Annotated in this window: 20 protein-coding genes and 1 other RNA gene; 13 read left to right on the forward strand and 8 right to left on the reverse strand. The window is 64.8% G+C overall.

What is annotated here, in order from left to right; genetic code table 11:
• Positions 1–197: 197 nt before the first annotated feature.
• The 4 genes from fba to tkt form a co-directional block, all read right to left on the reverse strand.
• Positions 198–1,265: a class II fructose-bisphosphate aldolase gene (gene fba, locus IVB28_RS04180; RefSeq protein ID WP_247524784.1), complete on the reverse strand. Its 1,068-nt coding sequence runs from the start codon at positions 1,263–1,265 to the stop codon at positions 198–200.
• Between the two features lie 56 nt (positions 1,266–1,321).
• Positions 1,322–2,518, reverse strand: coding sequence for a phosphoglycerate kinase (locus IVB28_RS04185; RefSeq protein WP_247524785.1), 1,197 nt, complete (start codon positions 2,516–2,518; stop codon positions 1,322–1,324).
• Between the two features lie 142 nt (positions 2,519–2,660).
• Positions 2,661–3,668 (reverse strand): type I glyceraldehyde-3-phosphate dehydrogenase, encoded by a 1,008-nt coding sequence (gap, locus tag IVB28_RS04190; RefSeq protein ID WP_247524786.1) that lies wholly within the window; start codon positions 3,666–3,668, stop codon positions 2,661–2,663.
• A 149-nt stretch (positions 3,669–3,817) separates the two neighbouring features.
• Complete coding sequence (tkt, locus tag IVB28_RS04195; protein WP_247524787.1) at positions 3,818–5,803, reverse strand: transketolase; 1,986 nt, start codon at positions 5,801–5,803, stop codon at positions 3,818–3,820.
• Positions 5,804–6,204: 401 nt separating this feature from the next.
• On the opposite strand from tkt, the gene IVB28_RS04200 reads away from it, so the two are divergent.
• The 5 genes from IVB28_RS04200 to IVB28_RS04220 all read left to right on the forward strand — a co-directional run bounded on the left by IVB28_RS04200 (position 6,205) and on the right by IVB28_RS04220 (position 8,735).
• Positions 6,205–6,495, forward strand: coding sequence for a DUF4164 domain-containing protein (locus tag IVB28_RS04200; RefSeq protein WP_011084341.1), 291 nt, complete (start codon positions 6,205–6,207; stop codon positions 6,493–6,495).
• Positions 6,492–6,875, forward strand: coding sequence for a cell division protein ZapA (locus IVB28_RS04205; RefSeq protein WP_247524788.1), 384 nt, complete (start codon positions 6,492–6,494; stop codon positions 6,873–6,875). The genes IVB28_RS04200 and IVB28_RS04205 overlap by 4 nt, the downstream gene beginning before the upstream one ends.
• 112 nt (positions 6,876–6,987) lie before the next feature.
• A non-coding RNA gene (gene ssrS, locus IVB28_RS04210) (6S RNA) lies at positions 6,988–7,148 on the forward strand.
• Between the two features lie 188 nt (positions 7,149–7,336).
• Positions 7,337–7,933 carry a 5-formyltetrahydrofolate cyclo-ligase gene (locus IVB28_RS04215; RefSeq protein WP_247524789.1) on the forward strand — a complete coding sequence of 199 codons (597 nt, stop codon included), beginning with the start codon at positions 7,337–7,339 and terminating at the stop codon, positions 7,931–7,933.
• On the forward strand, positions 7,911–8,735 hold the full coding sequence (locus IVB28_RS04220) for a TIGR00282 family metallophosphoesterase (RefSeq protein ID WP_247524790.1): 825 nt from the start codon (positions 7,911–7,913) through the stop codon (positions 8,733–8,735). The genes IVB28_RS04215 and IVB28_RS04220 overlap by 23 nt, the downstream gene beginning before the upstream one ends.
• 492 nt (positions 8,736–9,227) lie before the next feature.
• On the opposite strand, the gene IVB28_RS04225 is transcribed toward IVB28_RS04220, so the two are convergent.
• Both IVB28_RS04225 and IVB28_RS04230 read right to left on the reverse strand, forming a co-directional pair.
• Positions 9,228–10,652, reverse strand: coding sequence for a methyl-accepting chemotaxis protein (locus tag IVB28_RS04225; RefSeq protein WP_247524791.1), 1,425 nt, complete (start codon positions 10,650–10,652; stop codon positions 9,228–9,230).
• Between the two features lie 108 nt (positions 10,653–10,760).
• A complete protein-coding gene (locus IVB28_RS04230) occupies positions 10,761–12,509 on the reverse strand; it encodes a methyl-accepting chemotaxis protein (protein WP_247524792.1) in 1,749 nt (582 codons plus the stop codon).
• A gap of 199 nt (positions 12,510–12,708) precedes the next feature.
• On the opposite strand from IVB28_RS04230, the gene IVB28_RS04235 reads away from it, so the two are divergent.
• From IVB28_RS04235 to IVB28_RS04265, 7 genes are all read left to right on the forward strand, one after another.
• A complete protein-coding gene (locus tag IVB28_RS04235; protein WP_247524794.1) occupies positions 12,709–13,455 on the forward strand; it encodes a YebC/PmpR family DNA-binding transcriptional regulator in 747 nt (248 codons plus the stop codon).
• Between the two features lie 213 nt (positions 13,456–13,668).
• Positions 13,669–14,196, forward strand: coding sequence for a crossover junction endodeoxyribonuclease RuvC (ruvC, locus tag IVB28_RS04240; protein WP_247524795.1), 528 nt, complete (start codon positions 13,669–13,671; stop codon positions 14,194–14,196).
• The gene (gene ruvA / locus IVB28_RS04245; RefSeq protein WP_247524796.1) at positions 14,193–14,810 is read left to right on the forward strand and encodes a Holliday junction branch migration protein RuvA; all 618 of its coding nucleotides are present in this window, start codon (positions 14,193–14,195) and stop codon (positions 14,808–14,810) included. The genes ruvC and ruvA overlap by 4 nt, the downstream gene beginning before the upstream one ends.
• Positions 14,811–14,830: 20 nt before the next feature.
• Entirely contained in the window at positions 14,831–15,868 is a 1,038-nt protein-coding gene (gene ruvB / locus IVB28_RS04250; RefSeq protein WP_247525337.1) for a Holliday junction branch migration DNA helicase RuvB, read from the forward strand.
• A gap of 128 nt (positions 15,869–15,996) precedes the next feature.
• Positions 15,997–16,917: a metallophosphoesterase gene (locus tag IVB28_RS04255; RefSeq protein ID WP_247524797.1), complete on the forward strand. Its 921-nt coding sequence runs from the start codon at positions 15,997–15,999 to the stop codon at positions 16,915–16,917.
• A 70-nt stretch (positions 16,918–16,987) separates the two neighbouring features.
• The gene (gene ybgC / locus IVB28_RS04260; protein ID WP_247524798.1) at positions 16,988–17,437 is read left to right on the forward strand and encodes a tol-pal system-associated acyl-CoA thioesterase; all 450 of its coding nucleotides are present in this window, start codon (positions 16,988–16,990) and stop codon (positions 17,435–17,437) included.
• A 76-nt stretch (positions 17,438–17,513) separates the two neighbouring features.
• Positions 17,514–17,981 carry a nuclear transport factor 2 family protein gene (locus IVB28_RS04265; protein WP_247524799.1) on the forward strand — a complete coding sequence of 156 codons (468 nt, stop codon included), beginning with the start codon at positions 17,514–17,516 and terminating at the stop codon, positions 17,979–17,981.
• A gap of 109 nt (positions 17,982–18,090) precedes the next feature.
• Here IVB28_RS04265 and IVB28_RS04270 read toward each other — a convergent pair whose 3' ends face one another.
• Positions 18,091–18,810 carry a type 1 glutamine amidotransferase gene (locus tag IVB28_RS04270; protein WP_247524800.1) on the reverse strand — a complete coding sequence of 240 codons (720 nt, stop codon included), beginning with the start codon at positions 18,808–18,810 and terminating at the stop codon, positions 18,091–18,093.
• Between the two features lie 52 nt (positions 18,811–18,862).
• A complete protein-coding gene (locus tag IVB28_RS04275) occupies positions 18,863–19,789 on the reverse strand; it encodes a LysR substrate-binding domain-containing protein (RefSeq protein WP_247524801.1) in 927 nt (308 codons plus the stop codon).
• Positions 19,790–20,046: 257 nt separating this feature from the next.
• Here IVB28_RS04275 and IVB28_RS04280 point away from each other — a divergent pair, with 257 nt between their 5' ends.
• Complete coding sequence (locus tag IVB28_RS04280) at positions 20,047–21,081, forward strand: ABC transporter substrate-binding protein (protein ID WP_247524802.1); 1,035 nt, start codon at positions 20,047–20,049, stop codon at positions 21,079–21,081.

Below are 21,081 nucleotides of genomic sequence, written 5' to 3' on the forward strand. Positions count from 1 at the left end.
GCAGGGTAAAGGGAGATCGGCTGAGTAAGCGTCGGGCCAGCGGGGCGACCCTTCACCTCGCCCCGCCTGCGGGGAGAGGTCGGATCGCGAAGCGATCCGGGTGAGGGGGTACAGGTCTATCGAGAGGACACAACCCGTTGAGAGAGCCCCTCACCCCGATCCTCTCCCCGCGAAAGAGCGGGGAGAGGGAGGGAAAGTTACGCCACCTTCGGGTCGAGCTCGCCCTTGGCGTAGCGCTTGGCCATCTCGGCCGTGGTCAGGACCCGCTTGATCTTGGAGGCTTGGCCCGCGGTGTTGAACTCCTGGAGCCGCTGCTTGCACAGCTTGGTCATCGCTTCCATCGCCGGCTTCAGGTATTTGCGCGGATCGAATTCTTCCGGGCTGTCCTTGAGCACTTTGCGGATTTGACCGGTCATGGCCATGCGGTTGTCGGTGTCGATGTTGATCTTGCGCACGCCGTTCTTGATGCCGCGCTGGATCTCGGCCACCGGCACGCCCCAGGTCGGCTTCATCTTGCCGCCATTGGCGTTGATGATCTCCTGCAGCTCCTGCGGCACCGACGACGAGCCGTGCATGACGAGATGCATGTTCGGCAGCTTGCGGTGGATCTCCTCGATCACGTTCATGGCGAGGATGTCGCCGTCGGGCTTGCGGGTGAACTTGTAGGCGCCGTGCGAGGTGCCCATCGCGATCGCGAGCGCGTCGACCTTGGTCTCCTGGACGAACTTCACAGCCTCGTCCGGGTTGGTCAGGAGCTGGTCGTGGCTGAGCTTGCCCTCGGCGCCGTGGCCGTCTTCCTTGTCGCCCATGCCGGTCTCGAGCGAGCCGAGCACGCCGAGCTCGCCCTCCACCGAGATGCCGCCGAGATGGGCCATGTCGGTCACGGTCTTGGTGACGCCGACATTGTAGCCCCAGTCGCCTGGGGTCTTGCCGTCGGCCTTCAGCGAGCCGTCCATCATGACGGAGGTGAAGCCGGCCTGGATCGCGGTCATGCAGGTTGCCGGCTCGTTGCCGTGGTCGAGATGCACGCAAACCGGGATGTGCGGATAGATTTCGGTGACCGCGTCCATCATGTGCTTGAGCATGATGTCGTTGGCGTAGGAGCGTGCGCCGCGCGAGGCCTGGATGATGACGGGCGCGTCGACCTGGTTGGCCGCGTCCATGATCGCCAGCGCCTGCTCCATGTTGTTGATGTTGAAGGCCGGTACGCCGTAATCGTTCTCTGCCGCGTGGTCGAGCAATTGACGTAACGTGATCCGAGCCATCTGTCTTTTTCTCCCGTTGGGGGCCTGTAAGGCCGCTAATTACTCGCCGCTCTGGCTTACTTGATGCGCAAAACCTCAACGCCGGGCAGGGGCTTGCCTTCCATCCATTCAAGGAATGCGCCACCGGCGGTCGAGACATAGGTGAAACTGCCGGCGACGCCGGCCTGGTTGAGCGCTGCGACGGTGTCGCCGCCGCCCGCGATCGAGATCAGCTTCTTGGCCTTGGTGCGCTCGGCAGCGTGCTTGGCGGCCGCGACCGTGCCGCGGTCGAACGGCTGCATCTCGAACGCGCCCAGCGGTCCGTTCCAGACCAGGGTGGCCGCATCGTCGATCGCGGCATGGACACGGGCGATCGACTGCGGACCGACGTCGAGGATCATGCCGTCGGCCGGGATCGCGTCGAGCCCATAGGCATGCGAGGGCGCGTTGGCGGCGAAATGGTAAGCGACGGTGGCATCCACCGGCAGGATGATGGCGCAGTTGGCGGCTTCCGCCTTCTCCATGATGCGCAGCGCGGTGGCGGCGAGATCCTTCTCGGCCAGCGACTTGCCGACGCCGACGCCCTGGGCGTGCAGGAAAGTGTTGGCCATGCCGCCGCCGATCACCAGCGCATCGACCTTGCTGACGAGATTTTCGAGCAGGTCGATCTTGGTCGAGACCTTGGCGCCGCCGATGATGGCGATAACGGGCTTGGCCGGCGAGCCCAGCGCCTTCTCCAGCGCGACGAGCTCGGCCTGCATGGTGCGGCCGGCATAGGCGGGCAGCTTGTGGCCGAGGCCTTCGGTCGAGGCATGGGCGCGGTGCGCCGCCGAGAACGCGTCATTGACCCAGATGTCGCCGAGCTTTGCCAGCTCCGCGACGAAGGCGGGATCGTTCTTTTCCTCTTCCTTGTGGAAGCGGGTGTTTTCGAGACAGAGAATGTCGCCGTCGTTCAGGCTGGCGACCGCCTTGGCCGCGGGCTCACCGATGCAATCCTCAGCGAAGGCGACGGGCTTCTTCACGACCCTCGACAGCGCTTCGGCGACCGGCTTGAGCGACTCCTTGGCATCGCGCCCCTTGGGCCGGCCGAAATGCGCGAGCAGGATGACCTTGCCGCCCTTGTTGGAGATTTCGGTGATGGTCGGCGCCACGCGCTCGAGCCGGGTCGTGTCGCTGACGCGGCCATTGTCCATGGGCACGTTGAGATCGACGCGCAGCAGCACGCGCTTGCCCTTCAATTCGACGTCGTCGAGGGTGCGGAATTTGTTGGTCATCGGACACTCTCTCTTGTCCCGGGCGCACTGCGGCGCGAAGTGCCGCTGTGCAGAACCGGGACCTACGCGGGGAGACATGGGTCCCGGCTCTGCGGAGCAGCGCAAGCGCGCTGCACCGCGTCCGGGACACGAGACCTGCTACTCAGATCACCTTCGCGATCGCAACGGCGGTATCCGCCATGCGGTTCGAGAAGCCCCACTCGTTGTCATACCAGGACATCACGCGCACCAGCGTGCCGTTCTGCACCTTGGTCTGGTCCTCGTGGAAGGTCGAGGAGTGCGGGTCGTGGTTGAAGTCGATCGAGACGTTCGGCGCGGAGGTGTAGCCGAGGATGCCCTTGAGCTGCTGCTCGGAGGCACGCTTCATCGCCGCGTTGATTTCCTTGGCGTCGGTGGCGCGCTTGGCGACGATCTTGAGGTCGACGACCGAGACGTTCGGGGTCGGCACGCGGATCGCGACACCGTCGAGCTTGCCCTTCAGCTCGGGCAGCACGAGGCCGATCGCCTTCGCCGCACCGGTCGAGGTCGGGATCATCGACATCGCAGCCGCACGGCCGCGATAGAGATCCTTGTGCATCGTATCGAGCGTCGGCTGGTCGCCGGTATAGGCGTGGATCGTGGTCATGAAGCCGGTCTCGATGCCGACGAGATCGTTCAGCACCTTGGCCACCGGCGCGAGGCAGTTGGTGGTGCAGGAACCGTTCGAGATGACCAGATGATCCCTGGTCAGCGTCTCGTGATTGACGCCGTAGACGATGGTGGCATCGGCGCCGTCGGCGGGCGCGGAGACCAGCACCCGCTTGGCGCCGGCGGTCAGATGCGCGGAAGCCTTGTCCTTCGAGGTGAAGATGCCGGTGCATTCCATCGCGATGTCGACGCCGAGATCCTTCCAGGGCAGCTTCGAGGGATCGCGCTCGGCGGTCACCTTGATCTTGCCGCCGCCGAGACTGATCGTGTCGCCATCGACGGTCACGGTGCCGGGGAAGCGGCCATGGACGCTGTCGAAACGGAGCAGATGGGCGTTGGTCTCGACCGGACCGAGGTCGTTGATGCCGACGACCTCGATGTCCTTGCGGCCGGACTCGGCGATAGCCCGCAGGATGTTGCGGCCGATGCGGCCAAAACCGTTAATTCCAACGCGGACTGCCATGCTTCATCTCCTTCAATGACTGTTGTCATCCCGCACAACGCGCTACGACGCGCCTGCGAGGGTTTTTCAGGGTTGGGCGCCCGGTTCGGCCGGGCGGTGCTTGATCATATGAGAGATTACGTAGTCCTTTTTTGGGGCAATCTCAACTCTCAGGAAACGCGCTTCAGCACAGCGTTAACCGCGGCCTCGGAGGTAATGCCAAAATGCTGAAAGACCTTGTTGAGAGGCGCGCTGGCACCGAACGAATGCATGCCCACGAATTCGCCATCCTGGCCGATCACAGCGTCCCAGCCCCAGCGCACGGCCGCCTCGATCGCGACCTTGATCGGCGCGTTGCCGATGATCGCGTCGCGGCGTTCCTTTGGTTGCGCTAACAAGAGCTCGAGCGAGGGCACCGAGACCACCCGTGTCGGAATGCCGCGTTCGGCAAGCTGCTTTTGCGCGGCGACTGCCATCTCCACTTCGGAACCCGAGGCGAACAGCGTCGCCTTGGCTTCGCCCTGGGGTGCCACCAACTCGTAGGCGCCGTGCTGGCACGGATTGTCGTTCGGCGCGGTGGTGCGTAGCTGCGGCAGGTTCTGCCGCGTCAGTGCCAGCACGGTCGGACCGTCGATGCGGTTGAGCGCGAGCTCCCAGCACTCGGCGACCTCGATGGAATCGCACGGACGGAAGACTCGCATGTTGGGAATGGCGCGAAGCGCGGCGAGATGCTCGACCGGCTGATGGGTCGGGCCGTCTTCGCCGAGGCCGATGGAGTCGTGCGTCATCACGTAGACAACGCCGGCGCCCATCAGCGCCGCCAGCCGCATCGCGGGCCGCGCATAGTCAGTGAAGACGAGGAAGGTCGCGCCGTTCGGCGCAAAGCCGCCGTGCAGGAAGATGCCGTTCATCGCGGCGGCCATGCCGTGCTCGCGAATGCCGTAGTGGATGAAGCGGCCCTTCGGTGTTTTGGCCGAGAAGGCTGTGGCCGATTTCGCCTTGTTGTTGTTGGAGCCGGTGAGATCCGCCGAGCCGGCCAGGAATTCCATCGGCATCGCGCCGGCGATCACTTCGATCACGGCCTCCGACGATTTGCGGGTGGCCGCAGTCATCGGCTTTTCCAGCAGCTCCTTCTTGTAAGCTTTGAACGCCTTCGCGAGTGCCGCCGGACGCTCGTGACGCAGGCGGCGCTCGAACTCGGCGCGCTTGCGGCTGCCGAGCTCGCCGAGCCGTGTCTCCCATTCCTGGCGAACCGAAGCGCCGCGGCTGCCGGCTGCGCGCCATGCCTTCAGTACGTCCTCCGGCACCGAGAACGGCTCGAGCGAGATGCCGAGATTTTCCTTGGCGGCCTTGAGCTCGTCGGCCCCTAACGCCTCGCCGTGCACCTTGTTGGTGCCGGCCTTGTGCGGCGCGCCGAAGCCGATGGTGGTGCGGCAGGCGATCAGCGTCGGCTTGCTGGATTTCTGCGCGCGCGTGATCGCGGCTGATATCGCGGCCTGGTCGTGTCCGTCGATCTTCTCGGCGGCCCAGCCGGCCGACTTGAAGCGCTTCACCTGGTCCACGGAATCGCTCATCGAGGTCGGGCCGTCGATCGAGATGCCGTTGTCGTCATAGAGCACGACCAGCTTGTTGAGCTTCCAGTGCCCGGCCATCGCGATCGCTTCCTGCGAGACGCCTTCCATCAGGTCGCCGTCGGAGGCCAGCACATAGGTGTGATGGTCGACGATCTTCTTGCCGAACTCGGCAGCGAGCATCTTCTCGGCCAGTGCCATGCCGACGGCGGTCGAAATGCCCTGGCCGAGCGGGCCGGTCGTGGTCTCGATGCCCTTGGTGTGGCCGTGCTCGGGATGTCCCGGCGTCAGCGATCCCAACTGGCGGAAGTCCTTGAGCTGGTCGATCGTCATCTCGGGGCTGCCGATGAGATACAGCAGGGAGTAGAGCAGCATCGAGCCGTGGCCGGCCGAGAGCACGAAGCGGTCGCGGTCCGGCCATTCGGTCGCAGCGATGTCGAACTTCAGGAACTGCGTGAACAGCACCGTGGCGATGTCGGCGGCACCCATCGGCAGGCCGGGATGACCCGATTTCGCCTTCTCGACAGCATCCATCGAAAGGCCGCGGATCGCGTTGGCCATACGGGAGTGATCGACCTGCGTCATGTCTGAAAATCCGTCTGAAATGAGGCGCTTGGCGATGCACGCCCGCGCGGGAAGAGCCTGGCGGCCACTGAAGGTCGGGGCTGGGATAGCACCTCGGTTCCGGGAGTCCAAGGCAATCAAACGCCGGTTTGGCCGCAAAAGTTGCCTCTGTGGAGATCGGTTTCCGCTGGGCTCGCAGGGGGGAGGAATGGACGATTCGGGACGACCTCCTTCCGATCTATCGGTGCATAGTTTCGCGGCGACGTTGCGCTCCCCTAGCTTGCCACGTAAATTTCTGCTTCTAACCGCTTGCCGAACCGAGTCTTTTGCCGGGCGGCAAGCCCCAGGAAAAGGCCACTGGGCAAAGGCCGCCAGGTTCCACCGCTGACTGCATGAACGATCGCGTGTCCAACAGTTCTGCCATGACGGAGTCCTCCGCGGTCGAGATCGAGATCGCGACCCGTAGGCTGATGGCGGCGCTCGACGCGCTTGAAAGCGCGGTGGAGCGGCGGCGCGATGCCGATCGCGACGAGAACGAACTCGCGGCGCGGATTCAGGCGCTCGGCGCCGACCGTTCGCGGCTTGCCGATGAGCTCGATGGCGCGCTGGTGAAGGCGCGCAAGCTCGAGCGCACCAATCGCGAGATCTCCGACCGGCTGGATTCCGCGATCGTCACGATACGTTCGGTGCTCGATACCGGAGAGGATGGATGAGCCACATCAACGTCACCATCAACGGCCGGCAATACCGCATGGCCTGCGAGGAGGGCCAGGAGGTGCGGCTGCTCAAGCTCGCCGAAAGCCTGGAGACGCGGATACAGTCGCTGCGCGGAAAGTTCGGCGAGATCGGTGATGCCAGGCTCACCGTGATGGCGGCGCTGACCGTCTGCGACGAACTGGTCGATGTCGGCAACCGTGTCCGCAGCATGGAGCAGGAGCTGACCGAGCTCAGGGATTTCCGCAATGCCGCCGTCGAGCGCGCCAGGATGACGCAGACCGCGGTGGTGAACGCCCTGAACGCGGCCGCCGAACGCATCGAGAAGTCGACCCAGGTCCTGAACCGGACGGTGGGCAACGGCGTCGCGATCGGGTGACGGCCACCTCCCCTGGGAGGGCCCCTCCAGGGGAGGGTGGCGCCGCGAGCCTTCGAGAACGAGGTCGCCGGTCAGACTAGCGATTCGTCAGCATCGTTGTTACATTGCGAAGGCGAGGCTGCGACGCGCGTCAGGAGCCATATATCCCCGGGGCCTTATCGATCCTTTAGGGAACTGTCCCTGGCCGGGCCCGTGGGCCCGGACATATGGTGCCCACCTACTTTCGTAGGGAACTCCGGGATCGAGTGCTTCAACGGCGTCCGCGGCTTCGCACTTTTGTTTGCTTGGTTTCTGCTTGTTGAAACTAACTGCGGCCTGTTCAACAGGTGTCATGCCCCCCTGGTGCGCACCGGCGCTCGAGGGCTGGGCATCCAGTACGCCGCGGCCCTTGTGTGAATCACCACCGCCTCTGGAATACTGGATCACCCGCATCCGCGAGTGATGACGTGGGGACCAAGCGCATGACCAACACGAAAGCCGAACTCCGTGCCAAAGCCCTCGCGGCGCGCGACGCGCTGAGCGACAAGAAGCGCGCCGCCGCCGCTGCAAAGCTCGCGAAGCGCGGGCTGCCGTTCGACCTGCTGCCCGGCAGCATCGTCTCCGGCTATTCGCCGATCCGCAGCGAGATCGATCCGATGCCGCTGCTCACGAGGCTGGCGGAGGAGGGCGCAAGGCTGGCCCTGCCTTGCGTCACCGCACGGGGGCAATCGCTGATCTTCCGCATCTTCCATCCCAACGACCGGCTGATGCTTGGTCCGCTCGGTATTCCCGAGCCGTCGCCCGGGGCCGCCGAAGTCATCCCCGACATCATGCTGACACCGCTCGCCGCATTCGATCGTCTCGGCCATCGCATCGGCTATGGCGCGGGACACTACGACCACACCTTCGCGCATCTGCGAAAAGCCAAGAACATCGTCGGCATCGGGCTCGCTTTTGCAGCGCAGGAGATCAAGGCGGTTCCGGCACTATCGCACGACGTCGCGCTGGATTATGTGCTAACGGAATCGGACGTGTTCGATTTCCGGAGTTCTGAAGTTGCGCATTCTCTTCGTGGGTGATGTCGTCGGCCGCAGCGGGCGGAACGCGATCGCCGAATATCTGCCCGGCATGGTCAAGGACTGGTCGCTCGATTTCGTCGTCGTCAACGGCGAGAATTCCGCCGGCGGCTTCGGCATCACGGAAGCGATCTATCAGGAGTTTCTCGATGCTGGCGCCGATGCAGTGACGCTCGGCAACCATTCCTGGGACCAGCGTGAAGCCCTGGTGTTCATCGAGCGCGCCGAGCGCCTGGTACGTCCCGCGAACTATCCGCGTGGCACGCCGGGCCGCGGTGCCGCATTGGTCGAGACCAAGAACGGCAAGCATGCGCTTGTCGTCAACGCGCTCGGCCGCGTCTTCATGACCCCGTTCGACGATCCCTTCGCAGCGCTGGAACGCGAGTTAGGGGCCTGTCCGCTCGGCGTTGCCGCCGATGCCATCGTCGTCGATTTCCATTGCGAGGCGAGCAGCGAGAAGCAGGGCATCGGCTTCTTCTGCGACGGCCGCGCCAGCCTGGTCGTCGGCACGCACACCCACGTGCCGACCGCCGACCACCAGATCCTGTCGGGCGGCACCGCCTACATGACCGATGCCGGCATGACCGGCGACTACGATTCCATCATCGGCATGCAGAAGGAAGAACCGCTGCGGCGGTTCACGTCGGGGATTCCGTCAGGACGTTTCGAGCCAGCAGCGGGCGCGGCGACGCTGAGCGGCGTCGCCGTGGAGACCGATGACGCGACGGGGCTTGCGCTGCGGATTGCGCCGGTGCGTGCGGGCGGCCGGCTGGAGCCGACGACGCCGAAATTCTGGTTGAGCTGAACAACGCGGCAATCGCTAATGCACCTTCTCCCCTTGTGGGAGAAGGTGGCTTCGCGAAGCGAAGCCGGATGAGGGGTCTCTCTACGCCCATGTAACTTGGGCAGCTGAGTTCGCTGATAGAAGCCCTCATCCGGCGCTTCGCGCCACCTTCTCCCGCAAGGGGAGAAGGGGCAGTGGTGTTTGCGGCGAGACTGCTCCGCCGTCTACTCCGGCATCGACGGCGCACCATCACGCCTGGTGCCTGACATAGAGGGCCGCCCAGCCATTTCGGAATATTCCCGGTGCTCCTGTTTTGCCCGGCGGGTCAAGCGTGGGCGCATCGGTGTGCTCGAATGATCTCTCCGTCGGGAGGTGGGGAAACGCGGACAGCCGACTGCGTCTGATGTCACCGCCCAGGCGCATGCGCCTAAGCCATTGATTCTACTCGCCCCGGCTACTGTGCATGGGGTTGTTTTCAAACTTTTTATTTCAGGGATGCCGTCGCGCCGGCCGTCAGCTCTGCCGAAAACCCATCCGGAAGGCGCCCCAGTGCTTGCCTCGGATCATGATCGGTGACGACAGATCCTTCATCAGCACGAACTGCCCGCCGCCCATGTCGCGGCGGTAGGTCTGCAGCAGGAATGGCTTGGTGTTCGCCGCGACCTTCTTCACCGCGCGATCGGTGAACAGGCGGCGGTTGCGGCAGTTGGCATTGTTCCAGACCGGGTCCTTGCCCTGCGGCAGGCGGTAGTTGGGGTTGTGGGTCGGCAGGTAGCCGCCCTTGGCCCAGGCGACGCAGAACACGATGCGGGGATCGGATTTCTGGATCGGGTCCTGGATCGCGGGCAGCACGCGGTCGGTGAAGTCGACGTAGCTGGTGTGGTACTGCTTTGGATCGGTGCCGGGGATCTCCCGGTAGTTCTCGTCCATGAGCCGATCGAGCGTGATGTCGCCGCGGTCGATCGCGGCCTCGAACTCGGCCGAGATCCGCTTCGCGGTCTCGACGACGACGCGGATCAGCGGCGCGTCCGATGTCTCCACGCCACTGTCTGCGATCAGCGCGATCAGGCCTTCGGAGGTGTCGAGCAGCTTTGTCACCCGCTGATCGGCGCTCTTGAGATCGCGAGAGGAGAGGTCGACGCCCTTGGCGAGTTCGCTCAGCTCGCTGATGACGGTGTCGCAATGTCCGAGATTGGAGGTCGCCGCGCGCGTGACGCTGCCGATCTCCGCTTCCACGGAGGCAAAGCCCTGCTGGACCCGCGAGATGATGCCGGAGATCTGCTGGGCGCCTTCGCCGGCGGTCTTCGCGCGCTGCGATGCGTCGCTGCTTTCGCCGATCAGGCCTTCGATCTGGCCGTCGAGATCGCGCACGGTGTCGGAGATCTGATGCGTGGCCTGGCGGGTGGCTTCCGCAAGGTTCTTCACCTCGCTTGCGACCACCGCAAAGCCGCGGCCGGCGTCGCCGGCGCGTGCTGCCTCGATGGTGGCATTGAGTGCGAGCAGATTGGTCTGCTTCGCGATCGCCTCGATCGAGCCGGAGACTTTGGCGACCTGCACCAGCGCCGAGCCGACGGCACTGAGGCGCGCTTCGATGCGCTCCACCGCTGCGACCAGCTCGGAGATGTGGCTGACCGCGGTATCGACGGCGCTGCGCGACTGCGCGATCTCGCTGGCCGCCGTGGACGTGGTCGTTTGCACCGCCTGCGACGCGTTGGCGATGTCGTGGTTGGCCGAGACCATTATCTCGGCCGTCTTCTGAAGATGGTGGAACCGTTCCGACTGGCCTGCGACGCGGTTTGCGACTTCCTGGACGTTGCCGGCAATATCGGCAAGCTCCACGCCGAGGCCGCCGATGCGGTCGGCAAGCTGATCAATCAGCCGTTCGGCCAGCGTGCGATTGGAGCCGGTGTCCATGACGGCAAGTTGTGCGACGGACATGTTCGGTGAGTCCTCCAGTCAGAGCCGTACGCCAGCTCACGGCGGCATTCCCATTCCAATTTCGATCTTAAAGGATGATTCGCGCTCGGCGTCTTGCCTGAGCGTGCACTACAGTTTGTAGGCCGTCCTGAATCCACCCCAGTGACGGCCCTGCACGCGGATCGCGACGTCGATCTCGCGCATCATCACCGTATTTCCGTTGCCCATGTCGCGCGCATAGCTCTGGACCAGATACGATCGCAGGTTGCGTGCGGCCGCCAGCCCCGCCGGATCGTTGAATATCCGCCGGTTGCGGCTGTTGGCCGTGTTCCAGGCTGCGTCGCCCGGCCGCTGCGGATGCGAATAGATCTTGTTGTGCACCGGCAGGAAGCCATTGCGGTCGACCATGGCGCAGAACGCCATGCGCTGGTCCTTCGCCAGGAATGCCTCCTGGAACGGCGGCAGGGCGCGGTCGGCCCAGTCGAGATATTTCGTGCGGTATTGCTGGGGATCGGTTCCGGCGATTTCGACATAGTCGGTATCGAAGAGGTCGTCGATCTTGACCTCGCCGCGCGCAACCGCCTGTTCAAATATCTTCGTCACCGCGTTGCCGGCTTCCATGGCGCGGGTGACGAACTCCGTGTTCTCTTCGTGGATCGACCAGAGCCTGTCCTCGATCTTTTCGCGGAGCTCGGCGTTAGGGCTGGCGAATTGCGCGCGGGCGCCGGCCTTGGATTGCTCGACCACGCGCAGGCGGCAGGCGCCGACGTTTTCGAGCGTGCCTTCGATCATCGCTTGCGGTGCGAGCCGGCCGGCGTCCGCGCCGCCGATCAACACGCCGTCCATCGAGATTTCATAAACCGGCATCACGCCGCGTGCGCTCTCGAACGTGAGATGGCAGGGCAGCCGTTCGGTCTTGCGGCGGTCGTCGTGCTCGCTCTGGCGCAGCAGCACGGCGCAGCGCGACTTCAGCTTTTGAGCAAAGGTGGTAACGGCCTTGCCGGCGCTGGCAACGCTTTCGCCGTGGCTCTCGGCCGCCTTGGTCGCGGCATCGATCTCGGCCGCGCTCTCGCCGACCGAGACGATGAATTCCGAGGCGCTGGCGGCATTGCCGGAGACTTCGCTGGTGGTGGCGTTCTGCTCGGCCACCGCGCCGTTGACGGTCTCGAACACCGGGCGGATCGCCTCGATCGCCTGCGAAATGCGGTGCACGGCATCCGCAGAGCCGGCGGCGTCGCGCTGCAGTGCGTCGATCTTCTTTGTGATCTCTTCCGTCGCGCCCTGGGTCTGCACCGCAAGGGCCTTGACCTCGGTGGCGACGACCGCAAAGCCTCTTCCCGCTGCGCCCGCGCGCGCGGCCTCGATCGTCGAGTTGAGCGCGAGCAGCGTCGTCTGCCGCGCGATCTGTGCGATCAGATTGACGACGTTGCCGATGGCGGCGGAGGATTCGCGCAAGCGATCGACATTGGCGCGCGCTTCCTGCGCCGCGGCGCTGGCCTCGTCCGCAAGCTTGCCGGCTTCACGGACCTGCGCCCCGATGCCTTGGGCGGACTGGGTGAACTTGTCGGCGGCATGGGCGAAGGTCGAGGCGTTCGATTGCGCGGCATTGGTGCGGCCGGTCAGGGCATCGGTGCGGTCCCGAATGGCGGCCAGCGTCGTGGCGGTCGCCTCGGCGCCGCCAGCCACCGAATTGGCGGCGCGCTCGAGCTGGCGGATCATGGCGCCGAGCTCGAGTTCCAGCAATTCGAGGATTTCCCGGGCCGAATCAGTTTCGGCCGCGGCAACGGGCTCGGAATTGGCCACCGGCTGCGCAGCCTGCGTGGCTGGGGCAGGCGCAGCCGCCTCCGGCAGACGCTTCCGAAATAGTCCGAACGCCATCAGGTCTCTCTTGTCGGGGAACGGTCGGACGCTATTTTCGCAGACTGGAATGAAATCAGGGTTAACGATGCCCGACCTTTAGGCACGCACCAATACGGTGTTACCTTAAAGTCGTAGAGCCTCTTTCTTTCCAGTGGGGTGGCGGCCTATAAGGCCGCGCTTCCCACGCTCACCTGGCGCTCCCTAGAGAAGATCACGCATGGCCGGACATTCCCAATTCAAGAACATCATGCACCGCAAGGGGCGGCAGGATGCGCAGAAGTCGAAGCTGTTCGGCAAGCTGGCGCGGGAAATCACCGTCGCTGCCAAGCTGGGCACGCCCGACCCCAATATGAATCCGCGCCTGCGTGCAGCCATCATCGCGGCGCGCCAGGAGAACATGCCGAAGGACAACATCGAGCGCGCCGTCAAGAAAGCGCTCGGTACTGAGGGCGAGAACTATGACGAGATCCGCTACGAGGGATATGGCCCCGGTGGGGTCGCCGTCATCGTCGAGGCGCTGACCGACAACCGCAACCGCGCCGCCTCCGACATCCGCTCCTTCTTTACCAAATCGGGCGGCAATCTCGGCGAAACCGGCTCAGTCTCCTTCATGTTCGACCGTACCGGAATCATCGAATACGACCGCGCCGTGGCCTCCGACGACGCCGTGCTGGATGCCGCGATCGAGGCCGGCGCCGACGACGTCGTCTCCGGCGAAGGCGGCCACGAGATCTACGCCTCGACCGAAGGCTACCGCGACGTTGCCAAGGCGCTGGAAGCCAAGTTCGGCGAGCCGCGCAAGGCCGCGCTGATCTGGAAGCCGCAGAACACGGTCGCGGTCGATGACGAGACCGGCGAGAAGCTGATCAAGCTGATGGATCTGCTCAACGAGCATGACGACGTCCAGCACGTCTACACCAATTTCGAGGTGTCGGACGCGCTGATGGCGAAAATGGGCGGGTAGGGCAGCTCTCGTGTCCCGGACGCGCTGCAGCGTGAAACGCTGCTGCGCAGAGCCGGGACCCACGGCGCCTCAAGGACCGGTCGCAACATGGGCCACGGTTCTGCGACGCATCACTTCGTGCTGCGTCGCGCCCGGGGCACGCCCCCGCCACTCCCCTGTTACTTCCGTTCTGTTTCTGTTTCGCTTCGAGCGGCCAGCCGCTATCACTGGCCCATGACTGCGCTCCCGATTCGTGGCCCCGTTCGCATCATCGGCATCGACCCCGGCCTGCGCCGTACCGGCTGGGGCGTGATCGAGGCCGAAGGCAATCGCCTGATCTACGTCGCCTGCGGCTCGGTGGAACCGGCGGACGATCTGCCGCTGGCGAGCCGGCTGCTCGCGATCCACGAGGGGCTTGCGGCCGTGCTGTCCGCCCACCAGCCGATGGAGGCCGCGGTCGAGCAGACCTTCGTCAACAAGGACGGCGTTGCGACGCTGAAGCTCGGCCAGGCCCGCGGCGTCGCCATGCTGGCGCCCGCGATGTTCGGCATCTCTGTCGCCGAATACGCGCCGAACCAGGTCAAGAAGACGGTAGTCGGCGCCGGCCACGCCGACAAGCACCAGATCGCGATGATGCTCAAGATTTTGCTGCCGAAGGCCGAGCCGCCGTCCGCGGATGCCGCCGACGCGCTCGCCGTCGCCATCACCCACGCCCATCACCGCCAGAGCACCGCACTCAGGCTGAAGGTCGCGGGACTATGATCGGCAAGCTCAAGGGCCTGATCGATTCCTACGGCGAGGATTTCGTCCTCCTCGATGTCGGCGGTGTCGGTTACCAGGTGCATTGCTCCTCGCGCACGCTGCAGCATCTGCCCTCGCCTGGTGAAGCCGCCGTGCTATCGATCGAGACCTATGTGCGCGAGGACCAGATCAAGCTGTTCGGCTTCCGCACCGATCACGAGCGCGAATGGTTTCGCCTGCTCCAGACTGTGCAGGGCGTCGGCGCCAAGGTCGCGCTCGCCGTGCTCGGCACCCTGGCGCCGTCCGATCTGGCCAACGCCATCGCGCTACGCGACAAGGCGGCCGTGGCACGCACGCCCGGGGTCGGGCCAAAAGTTGCCGAGCGCATCGTTACCGAGTTGAAGGACAAGGCGCCGGCCTTCGCCAATGTCGATCCCGCCGTCGTACACCTCGCCGGCGCCGTCGACGACCAGCGGGCGCCGCGGCCCGTTGCGGACGCGATCTCCGCCCTGGTCAATCTCGGCTATGGCCAGCCGCAGGCGGCCGCAGCCATCGCATCGGCATCGCGCAACGCAGGTGAGAATGCCGGGACAGCGCAGCTCATTCGGCTGGGATTGAAGGAACTGGCTAAGTGAGCGATCCCAAGGCCAACCGCATGGTCTCGCCCGAGCGCCGCAGCGACGATGTCGGCGACACCGCATTGCGGCCGCAATCGCTGTCCGACTTCGTCGGCCAGCAGCAGGCGCGCAAGAATCTCTCCATCTTCATCGAGGCGGCGCGCAAGCGCGGCGAGGCGCTGGATCACGTGCTGTTCGTCGGCCCGCCCGGTCTCGGCAAGACCACGCTGGCGCAGATCGTCGCCAAGGAGCTCGGCGTGGGCTTTCGCGCCACATCGGGGCCCGTCATCGCCAAGGCCGGGGATCTTGCCGCGTTGCTGACCAATCTCGAAGAACGCGACGTGCTCTTCATCGACGAGATCCATCGCCTGAGCCCGGCGGTGGAAGAGGTGCTCTATCCCGCCATGGAGGACTTTCAGCTCGACCTCATCATCGGCGAGGGCCCGGCGGCGCGCTCGGTGAAGATCGAGCTGTCGAAATTCACCCTTGTCGGCGCCACGACGCGCGCCGGGCTGCTCACCAATCCCTTGCGCGATCGCTTCGGCATTCCGGTTCGGCTGAATTTCTACACCATCGAGGAGTTGGAGAGCATCGTCAGCCGCGGCGCGCGCGTGCTCAATGTCGGCATGAGCGCGGACGGCGCCAACGAGATCGCGCGCCGCGCCCGTGGCACGCCGCGCATCGCTGGCCGTCTGCTCCGCCGCGTGCGCGATTTTGCTTCGGCAGCCGATGCCGACACGATCGACCGCAAGATCGCCGACCACGCGCTGAGCGCGCTCGAGGTCGACGCCGCAGGGCTCGACGCTATGGACCGCCGCTATCTCACGACCATCGCGATGAATTATGGCGGCGGTCCCGTCGGCGTCGAGACGATGGCCGCCGCGTTGTCCGAGCCCCGCGATGCGATCGAGGACATCATCGAACCCTATCTGATCCAGTGCGGCTATCTGCAGCGCACTCCGCGCGGCCGCCTGCTGACCTCGCATGCCTTCCGTCATCTCGGCATCGCCGAGCCCTCGCGCGATGCGGCGACACAATTCGGATTGTTCGGCACCGACCAGGCCGAGGACGACTGATCTGCGCCAACGTTGCGCGCTCCGCTACCATGAATTTCCGGTAATCTCGTGCAGACGATCTGCACGAGCGCACCCCAATTCCGCTCCAATCGGATCGCATCGAGAAGCTGCATCAGAAACGGGCTTCCATGATCACCCGCCGTCATCTCATCCGTTCCATCGGGGGCCTGTCCGCTCTCGGCGTCTCGACGGCTGCCTATGGCGTTGCCGTCGAGCCGGTGCTGCGGCTTCGCGTCACCCGCTATCATCCGACGCCGCGGCAGTGGCCAGCGGATCTTCCGCTGAAGATCGCGGTCATTGCCGACATCCATGCCTGCGATCCCTGGATGCCGCTGGATCGGATCGAGGCCATCGTCGACCGCACCAACGCGCTGAATGCTGACATCATCGTGCTGCTTGGCGACTATGTCGCGGGCCTGCATCAGGTCACGCGCATCATTCCATCGAGCGAATGGGCCCGCGTGTTGGCCGGGCTCAAGGCGCCGCTGGGCGTCCATGCCGTCATGGGCAACCACGATTATTGGGACGACAGCACGGTGCAGCGGACCGGGCACGGGCCAACCATCGCGCATCGTGCGCTGGAAGCCGCGGGCATTCCCGTCTACGAGAACGACGTTGTACGTCTCACCAAGGACGGCCGTCCGTTCTGGCTCGCCGGCTTAGGCGATCAACTCGCCTTCCTGCCGGCGCGCCGGTTTCGGAGCATGGTGCACTTCGGCGCCGACGATCTCAGCGCGACGCTTGCCAAGGTCACCGACGACGCACCGATCATCCTGCTCGCGCATGAACCCAACATCGCGCCGCGCGTGCCCGCACGCGTCGCGCTGCAACTGTCCGGCCACACCCATGGCGGTCAGGTCCGCTTGCTGGGCTGGTCGCCGGCGGTGCCGCCGCAGCACGGCATTCGGCTCGCTTATGGTCATGTCAGGCTGAAATGCGACGTCATCATCTCCGGCGGCCTCGGCTGCAGCATCTTGCCGCTCCGCGTCGGCATGCCGCCGGAGATCGTCGAGGTAACGCTGGGCCGGACGGGACCATTCGTGTCCTAGCCAACGCTTGCGCGGCAGGCCGTTTTTGCGCAAAACGGGCAGGTTGCCGACAAGCGAAGAGGCCCGCGACGTGACTGCCCATCTCGATGGCGAGATCCGTGATGGTCGCCACCACATGCAGGTCCGCGTCTACTACGAGGACACGGATTTCTCGGGGATCGTCTATCACGCCAATTATCTGCGTTACATGGAACGCGGACGGACCAATCATCTGCGGCTGATGGGCGCCGAGCAGCAGGCGCTGTTCGAACAGGCCGAGACCGACAGCGCCGGCTTCGCGTTCGTGGTGCGCTCGATGCATCTGGATTTCCTCAAGCCCGCGCGGATGGACGACGTGCTCGACGTCGTGACCTGGCCGATCGCGGTGAAGGGCGCCTCCATCATGCTGGCGCAGGAGGTGAAGCGGGGTGAGGATGTGCTGGTGAAAGCCGAGGTGCGCGTCGCCTTCATCAGCGGCGGCCGCGCCCAGCCGATCCCGAAATCGATCCGGACCTTGATGAAAGCCGATCTGATTTCGTGATCGGCCGATAGGGGATCGCCACTCGACTCCACCTTGCGCAGCGATAGATTGCGGCTCCAACCAATCGAGGCTCATCATGTCGCGCCCGCCGCTTCCGCCCTTCACCCGTGAGACCGCCGCGCAAAAGGCGCGCATGGCCGAGGACGCCTGGAATTCGCGCGATCCAGTGCGCGTCTCGCTCGCCTATACCGAGGACAGCCGCTGGCGCAATCGTTCGGAAGTGCTCCAGGGCCGTGAGGCCATCGTCGCGTTCCTCAGCCGGAAATGGGAGAAGGAGCAGGACTACCGCCTGATCAAGGACCTCTGGGCATTCGATGAGAACCGCATCGCCGTGCGCTTCCAATACGAATGGCACGATGCCGGCGGCCAGTGGTATCGCTCCTACGGCAACGAACAATGGGAGTTCGACGAGCACGGCCTGATGAAGCGGCGGGAGGCTTCGATCAACGATATCGCGATCGCGGAGAAGGATCGCCGGTTTCACTGGGCAGCGCCGGGGCCGCGGCCGGCGGATGTGGCGGGACTGGGACGCGATCCGTTTTGAGGTCTTAGTCCTCATGGTGATGAGCCGCGAAGCGGCGTCTCGAACCATGCAGGCCCCGCTGCTGCAGTTGTGGCCTCGATCCTTCGAGACGCGCGCGAGAGCGCGCTCCTCAGGACGAGGGGATGGATTTGCCCGCCAAGAACCTCGTGATCGCTCCACCAAGCTTTGCGCTGTCCATCGGCTCGCCCAGTGACGTCCTCGCTGTTGCGACGACGTCATCCGGCGCTTTGCCGTCGCGCAGGTCGCAGCACACTTTCGCAAACTCCACGTCGAACTCCGGATGCGGCTGCACCGTCAGCGTGGCGCCGTTGGCGTAGAGCAGGCCGGCGTGCGGGGTGAAGTCGGACGAGAGGATTGTCAGCGCATCATTCGGGGGCTCGATCACCTGGTCCTGATGCGAGGCGGCGATGGCGACCTCCTCGCCGGCAATGACGCCGTTCTCCGGCAGCACCTGGTAGACATGCCGTCCGATGGCCCAACCCTTCTCCGACTTGCGCACGGTGCCGCCGAGCGCCTGTGCGATCAGCTGATGGCCGAAGCAGACGCCGACCATCGGCGTCTTGTTTGCGTAAGCCCTGCGCACGAAATCTTCCAGCGGCGCGATCCAGTCGAGCCCGTCATAGACGCCGGCCGCAGCCCCGGTGATCAGCACCGCCTCGAGCTTGCGCGGATCGGGCAGTGCATCGCCGTCAGGGATGCTGACGACATCCACGGTGATCGCCGGATCCTCGGCGCGGACCATGCGTTCGAACATGTCGGGAAATGAGCCGTGACGCTCTCGATGGTTTTGAGGAACGAGCCCGGTCTCGATGATGGTGATGCGCGCCATGTGCTACCTGCGGGAACGCAAAGGATACAGCAGGAATCGCAAGGCGTCCAAGTCAACCGGGCGCAAAATCCCGCGTCGACTCCTGCTCGAGTTCGGCGAGCGCCTTGCGCATGGTCTCGACCAGATCCAGCGCCACCGGTGAAGGACTGCGCTGTGCCGGAAAGACGGCGGAGAATTCGAAGTCGATGCGCGGCAGGAACCGACGCGCGACCACGCCGCGGGTAGAGAATTCCCTCGCGGTGAAAGGATCGCAGATGGCGACGCCAAGTCCCGACGACACCATGCCGCACATGATTTCCGACAACGTGGTCTCGACCCTGAGCACGCGGCGGACCTCGTGACGATCAAAGACCTGGTCGAGGAGATGCCGGCTCGATGATCCCGCCGACAGCGAGATGAAGGTCTCGCCCTCGAAATCGCGCGGCTCCAAAACCTGCTTTTCCGTGAGGCGGTGTCCGGTCGGCAGCACTGCGACGCGCGCGGGCGCCGGCAGTCGCAGGCTTGGCAGGCCGGAATGGGCGATCGGCACCTCGGCAAAGCCGATGTCGCACTGGTTGTTCAACACCCAGTCGACCACGATCGGCGAGATCACCCCGAAGAAGGCGAGGTTGAGGTTGGGCCGTTCTTTCAAGAAGTGTCCGGCCAGCCGCGGCAGATAGCCGTTCGCCAGCGCCGGCAGCGCGGCGATGCGCAGCGAGCCGGTGCGGCGGCCGCGGATCTCCTCGGCAGCTGCGGTGATGCGTTCGAGACCGACGAAGGAGCGCTCCACTTCGGTATAAAGCGCCATCGCCGCGGCGGTCGGCACGAGGCCGGTGCCGCGCCGCTCGAACAGCTCCATCTTCAGCAGCGCCTGGAAGTCGCGCAGCAAGCGGCTGACCGCGGGCTGCGTCACCGCCATCAGCTTCGCCGCCTCGGTGACGCTGCCGGTCAGCATCGTCGCGCGGAAGGCCTCCACCTGCCGCGAATTAATCCGCGCCATCTCGAATTCCATTCATAACATTTCAGCATGCAGAGGGTGCCATTATTCATTGGACGATGGAAGCTTGGGTCTGCGATCTTTTTCATCAGAGCTGGAGCCAGCCCGCTTTTTTGGCAGATTGAGGGGTTCAGACCTCCAAATCGCGTCAAAACCCGCCGAACAGGGGCCGGAGCCCTGGTCGGGAAGGAAATGCGGAAGGCGCTCTGGCCGGAGATTTGTCGGCACGTCACCTCATTCCGGTATGGAGATCGGTCCAAATGAAGACTTTTCGCCTTCTGACCGCGGTCAGCATCGCAGCGGTCATCGCCTTCCCGTCGGCTGCCGCGGCCCAGCAAAAGACGCTCTACGTCGCCGGCTACGGCGGCTCGTTCGAGAAGACGATCCGCGACGAGGTGATCCCGGCCTTCGAGAAGGACAACAGCGTCAAGGTGGAGTATGTCGCCGGCAACTCCACCGACACGCTGGCCAAGCTCCAGGCGCAGAAGGGCAATCAGCAGATCGATCTTGCCATCGTCGATGACGGCCCGATGTACCAGGCGATCCAGCTCGGCTTCTGCGGCAAGCTCGAGGGACTGCCGGCCGATCTCTATGACACCGCGCGCTTCAAGGATGATCGCGCGGTCGCGATCGGCATCGTCGCGACGGGCCTGATGTACAACACCAAGGTGTTCAAAGAGAAAGGCTGGGCGCCGCCGACCTCGTGGAACGACCTGAAGGACACGAAATACGCCAAGCAGCTGGTGATCCCGCCGATCAACAACACTTATGGCCTGGAGGCGCTTGTGATGTTGTCGAAGATGAACGGCGGCGGCGAGACCAATGTCGATTCCGGCTTCAAGATCTTCAAGGAAGAGGTCAATCCGAACGTGCTCGCCTATGAGCCCTCGCCCGGCAAGATGACCGAGCTATTCCAGTCGGGTCAGGCCGTGATCGCGGTGTGGGGCACCGGCCGCGTGCAGAGCTTTGCCAATACCGGCTTCCCCGTCGACTTCGTCTACCCGAAGGAAGGCGCGGCGACACTGCTGACGACGGCGTGCCCGATCAACAAGCCGAACGCCTCGCCGCTCGCGGCGAGCTTCATCAAGATGCTGCTCGATCCCAAGGTTCAGCTCGTGCTGCTGAAGGATTACGGCTACGGCCCAGTGCTGAAATCGCTGGTGATCCCGCCCGACCTCGGCAAGATGGCACCGATCGGCGAGCGCGCGGCAAAGCTCTACAATCCGGACTGGACCGTCATCAACGAGAAGCGCGAGGAGTGGACCAAGCGCTGGAATCGCGAGGTCGAGCGCTGA

Origin of the sequence: Bradyrhizobium sp. 199, from assembly GCF_023073355.1 — a bacterium.
Lineage (GTDB): Bacteria > Pseudomonadota > Alphaproteobacteria > Rhizobiales > Xanthobacteraceae > Bradyrhizobium.

Coding starts and splice junctions, on each gene's coding strand:
- tkt (WP_247524787.1), bottom strand. CDS start 5,803: ATGACGCAGGTCGATCACTCCCGTATGGCCAACGCGATCCGCGGCCTT.
- ruvC (WP_247524795.1), top strand. CDS start 13,669: ATGACTGCGCTCCCGATTCGTGGCCCCGTTCGCATCATCGGCATCGAC.
- IVB28_RS04185 (WP_247524785.1), bottom strand. CDS start 2,518: ATGACCAACAAATTCCGCACCCTCGACGACGTCGAATTGAAGGGCAAG.
- IVB28_RS04215 (WP_247524789.1), top strand. CDS start 7,337: ATGACCAACACGAAAGCCGAACTCCGTGCCAAAGCCCTCGCGGCGCGC.
- IVB28_RS04280 (WP_247524802.1), top strand. CDS start 20,047: ATGAAGACTTTTCGCCTTCTGACCGCGGTCAGCATCGCAGCGGTCATC.
- IVB28_RS04225 (WP_247524791.1), bottom strand. CDS start 10,652: ATGTCCGTCGCACAACTTGCCGTCATGGACACCGGCTCCAATCGCACG.
- IVB28_RS04275 (WP_247524801.1), bottom strand. CDS start 19,789: ATGGCGCGGATTAATTCGCGGCAGGTGGAGGCCTTCCGCGCGACGATG.
- IVB28_RS04270 (WP_247524800.1), bottom strand. CDS start 18,810: ATGGCGCGCATCACCATCATCGAGACCGGGCTCGTTCCTCAAAACCAT.
- ruvA (WP_247524796.1), top strand. CDS start 14,193: ATGATCGGCAAGCTCAAGGGCCTGATCGATTCCTACGGCGAGGATTTC.
- IVB28_RS04230 (WP_247524792.1), bottom strand. CDS start 12,509: ATGGCGTTCGGACTATTTCGGAAGCGTCTGCCGGAGGCGGCTGCGCCT.
- fba (WP_247524784.1), bottom strand. CDS start 1,265: ATGGCTCGGATCACGTTACGTCAATTGCTCGACCACGCGGCAGAGAAC.
- IVB28_RS04235 (WP_247524794.1), top strand. CDS start 12,709: ATGGCCGGACATTCCCAATTCAAGAACATCATGCACCGCAAGGGGCGG.
- IVB28_RS04265 (WP_247524799.1), top strand. CDS start 17,514: ATGTCGCGCCCGCCGCTTCCGCCCTTCACCCGTGAGACCGCCGCGCAA.
- ruvB (WP_247525337.1), top strand. CDS start 14,831: ATGGTCTCGCCCGAGCGCCGCAGCGACGATGTCGGCGACACCGCATTG.
- gap (WP_247524786.1), bottom strand. CDS start 3,668: ATGGCAGTCCGCGTTGGAATTAACGGTTTTGGCCGCATCGGCCGCAAC.
- IVB28_RS04200 (WP_011084341.1), top strand. CDS start 6,205: ATGACGGAGTCCTCCGCGGTCGAGATCGAGATCGCGACCCGTAGGCTG.
- IVB28_RS04255 (WP_247524797.1), top strand. CDS start 15,997: ATGATCACCCGCCGTCATCTCATCCGTTCCATCGGGGGCCTGTCCGCT.
- IVB28_RS04205 (WP_247524788.1), top strand. CDS start 6,492: ATGAGCCACATCAACGTCACCATCAACGGCCGGCAATACCGCATGGCC.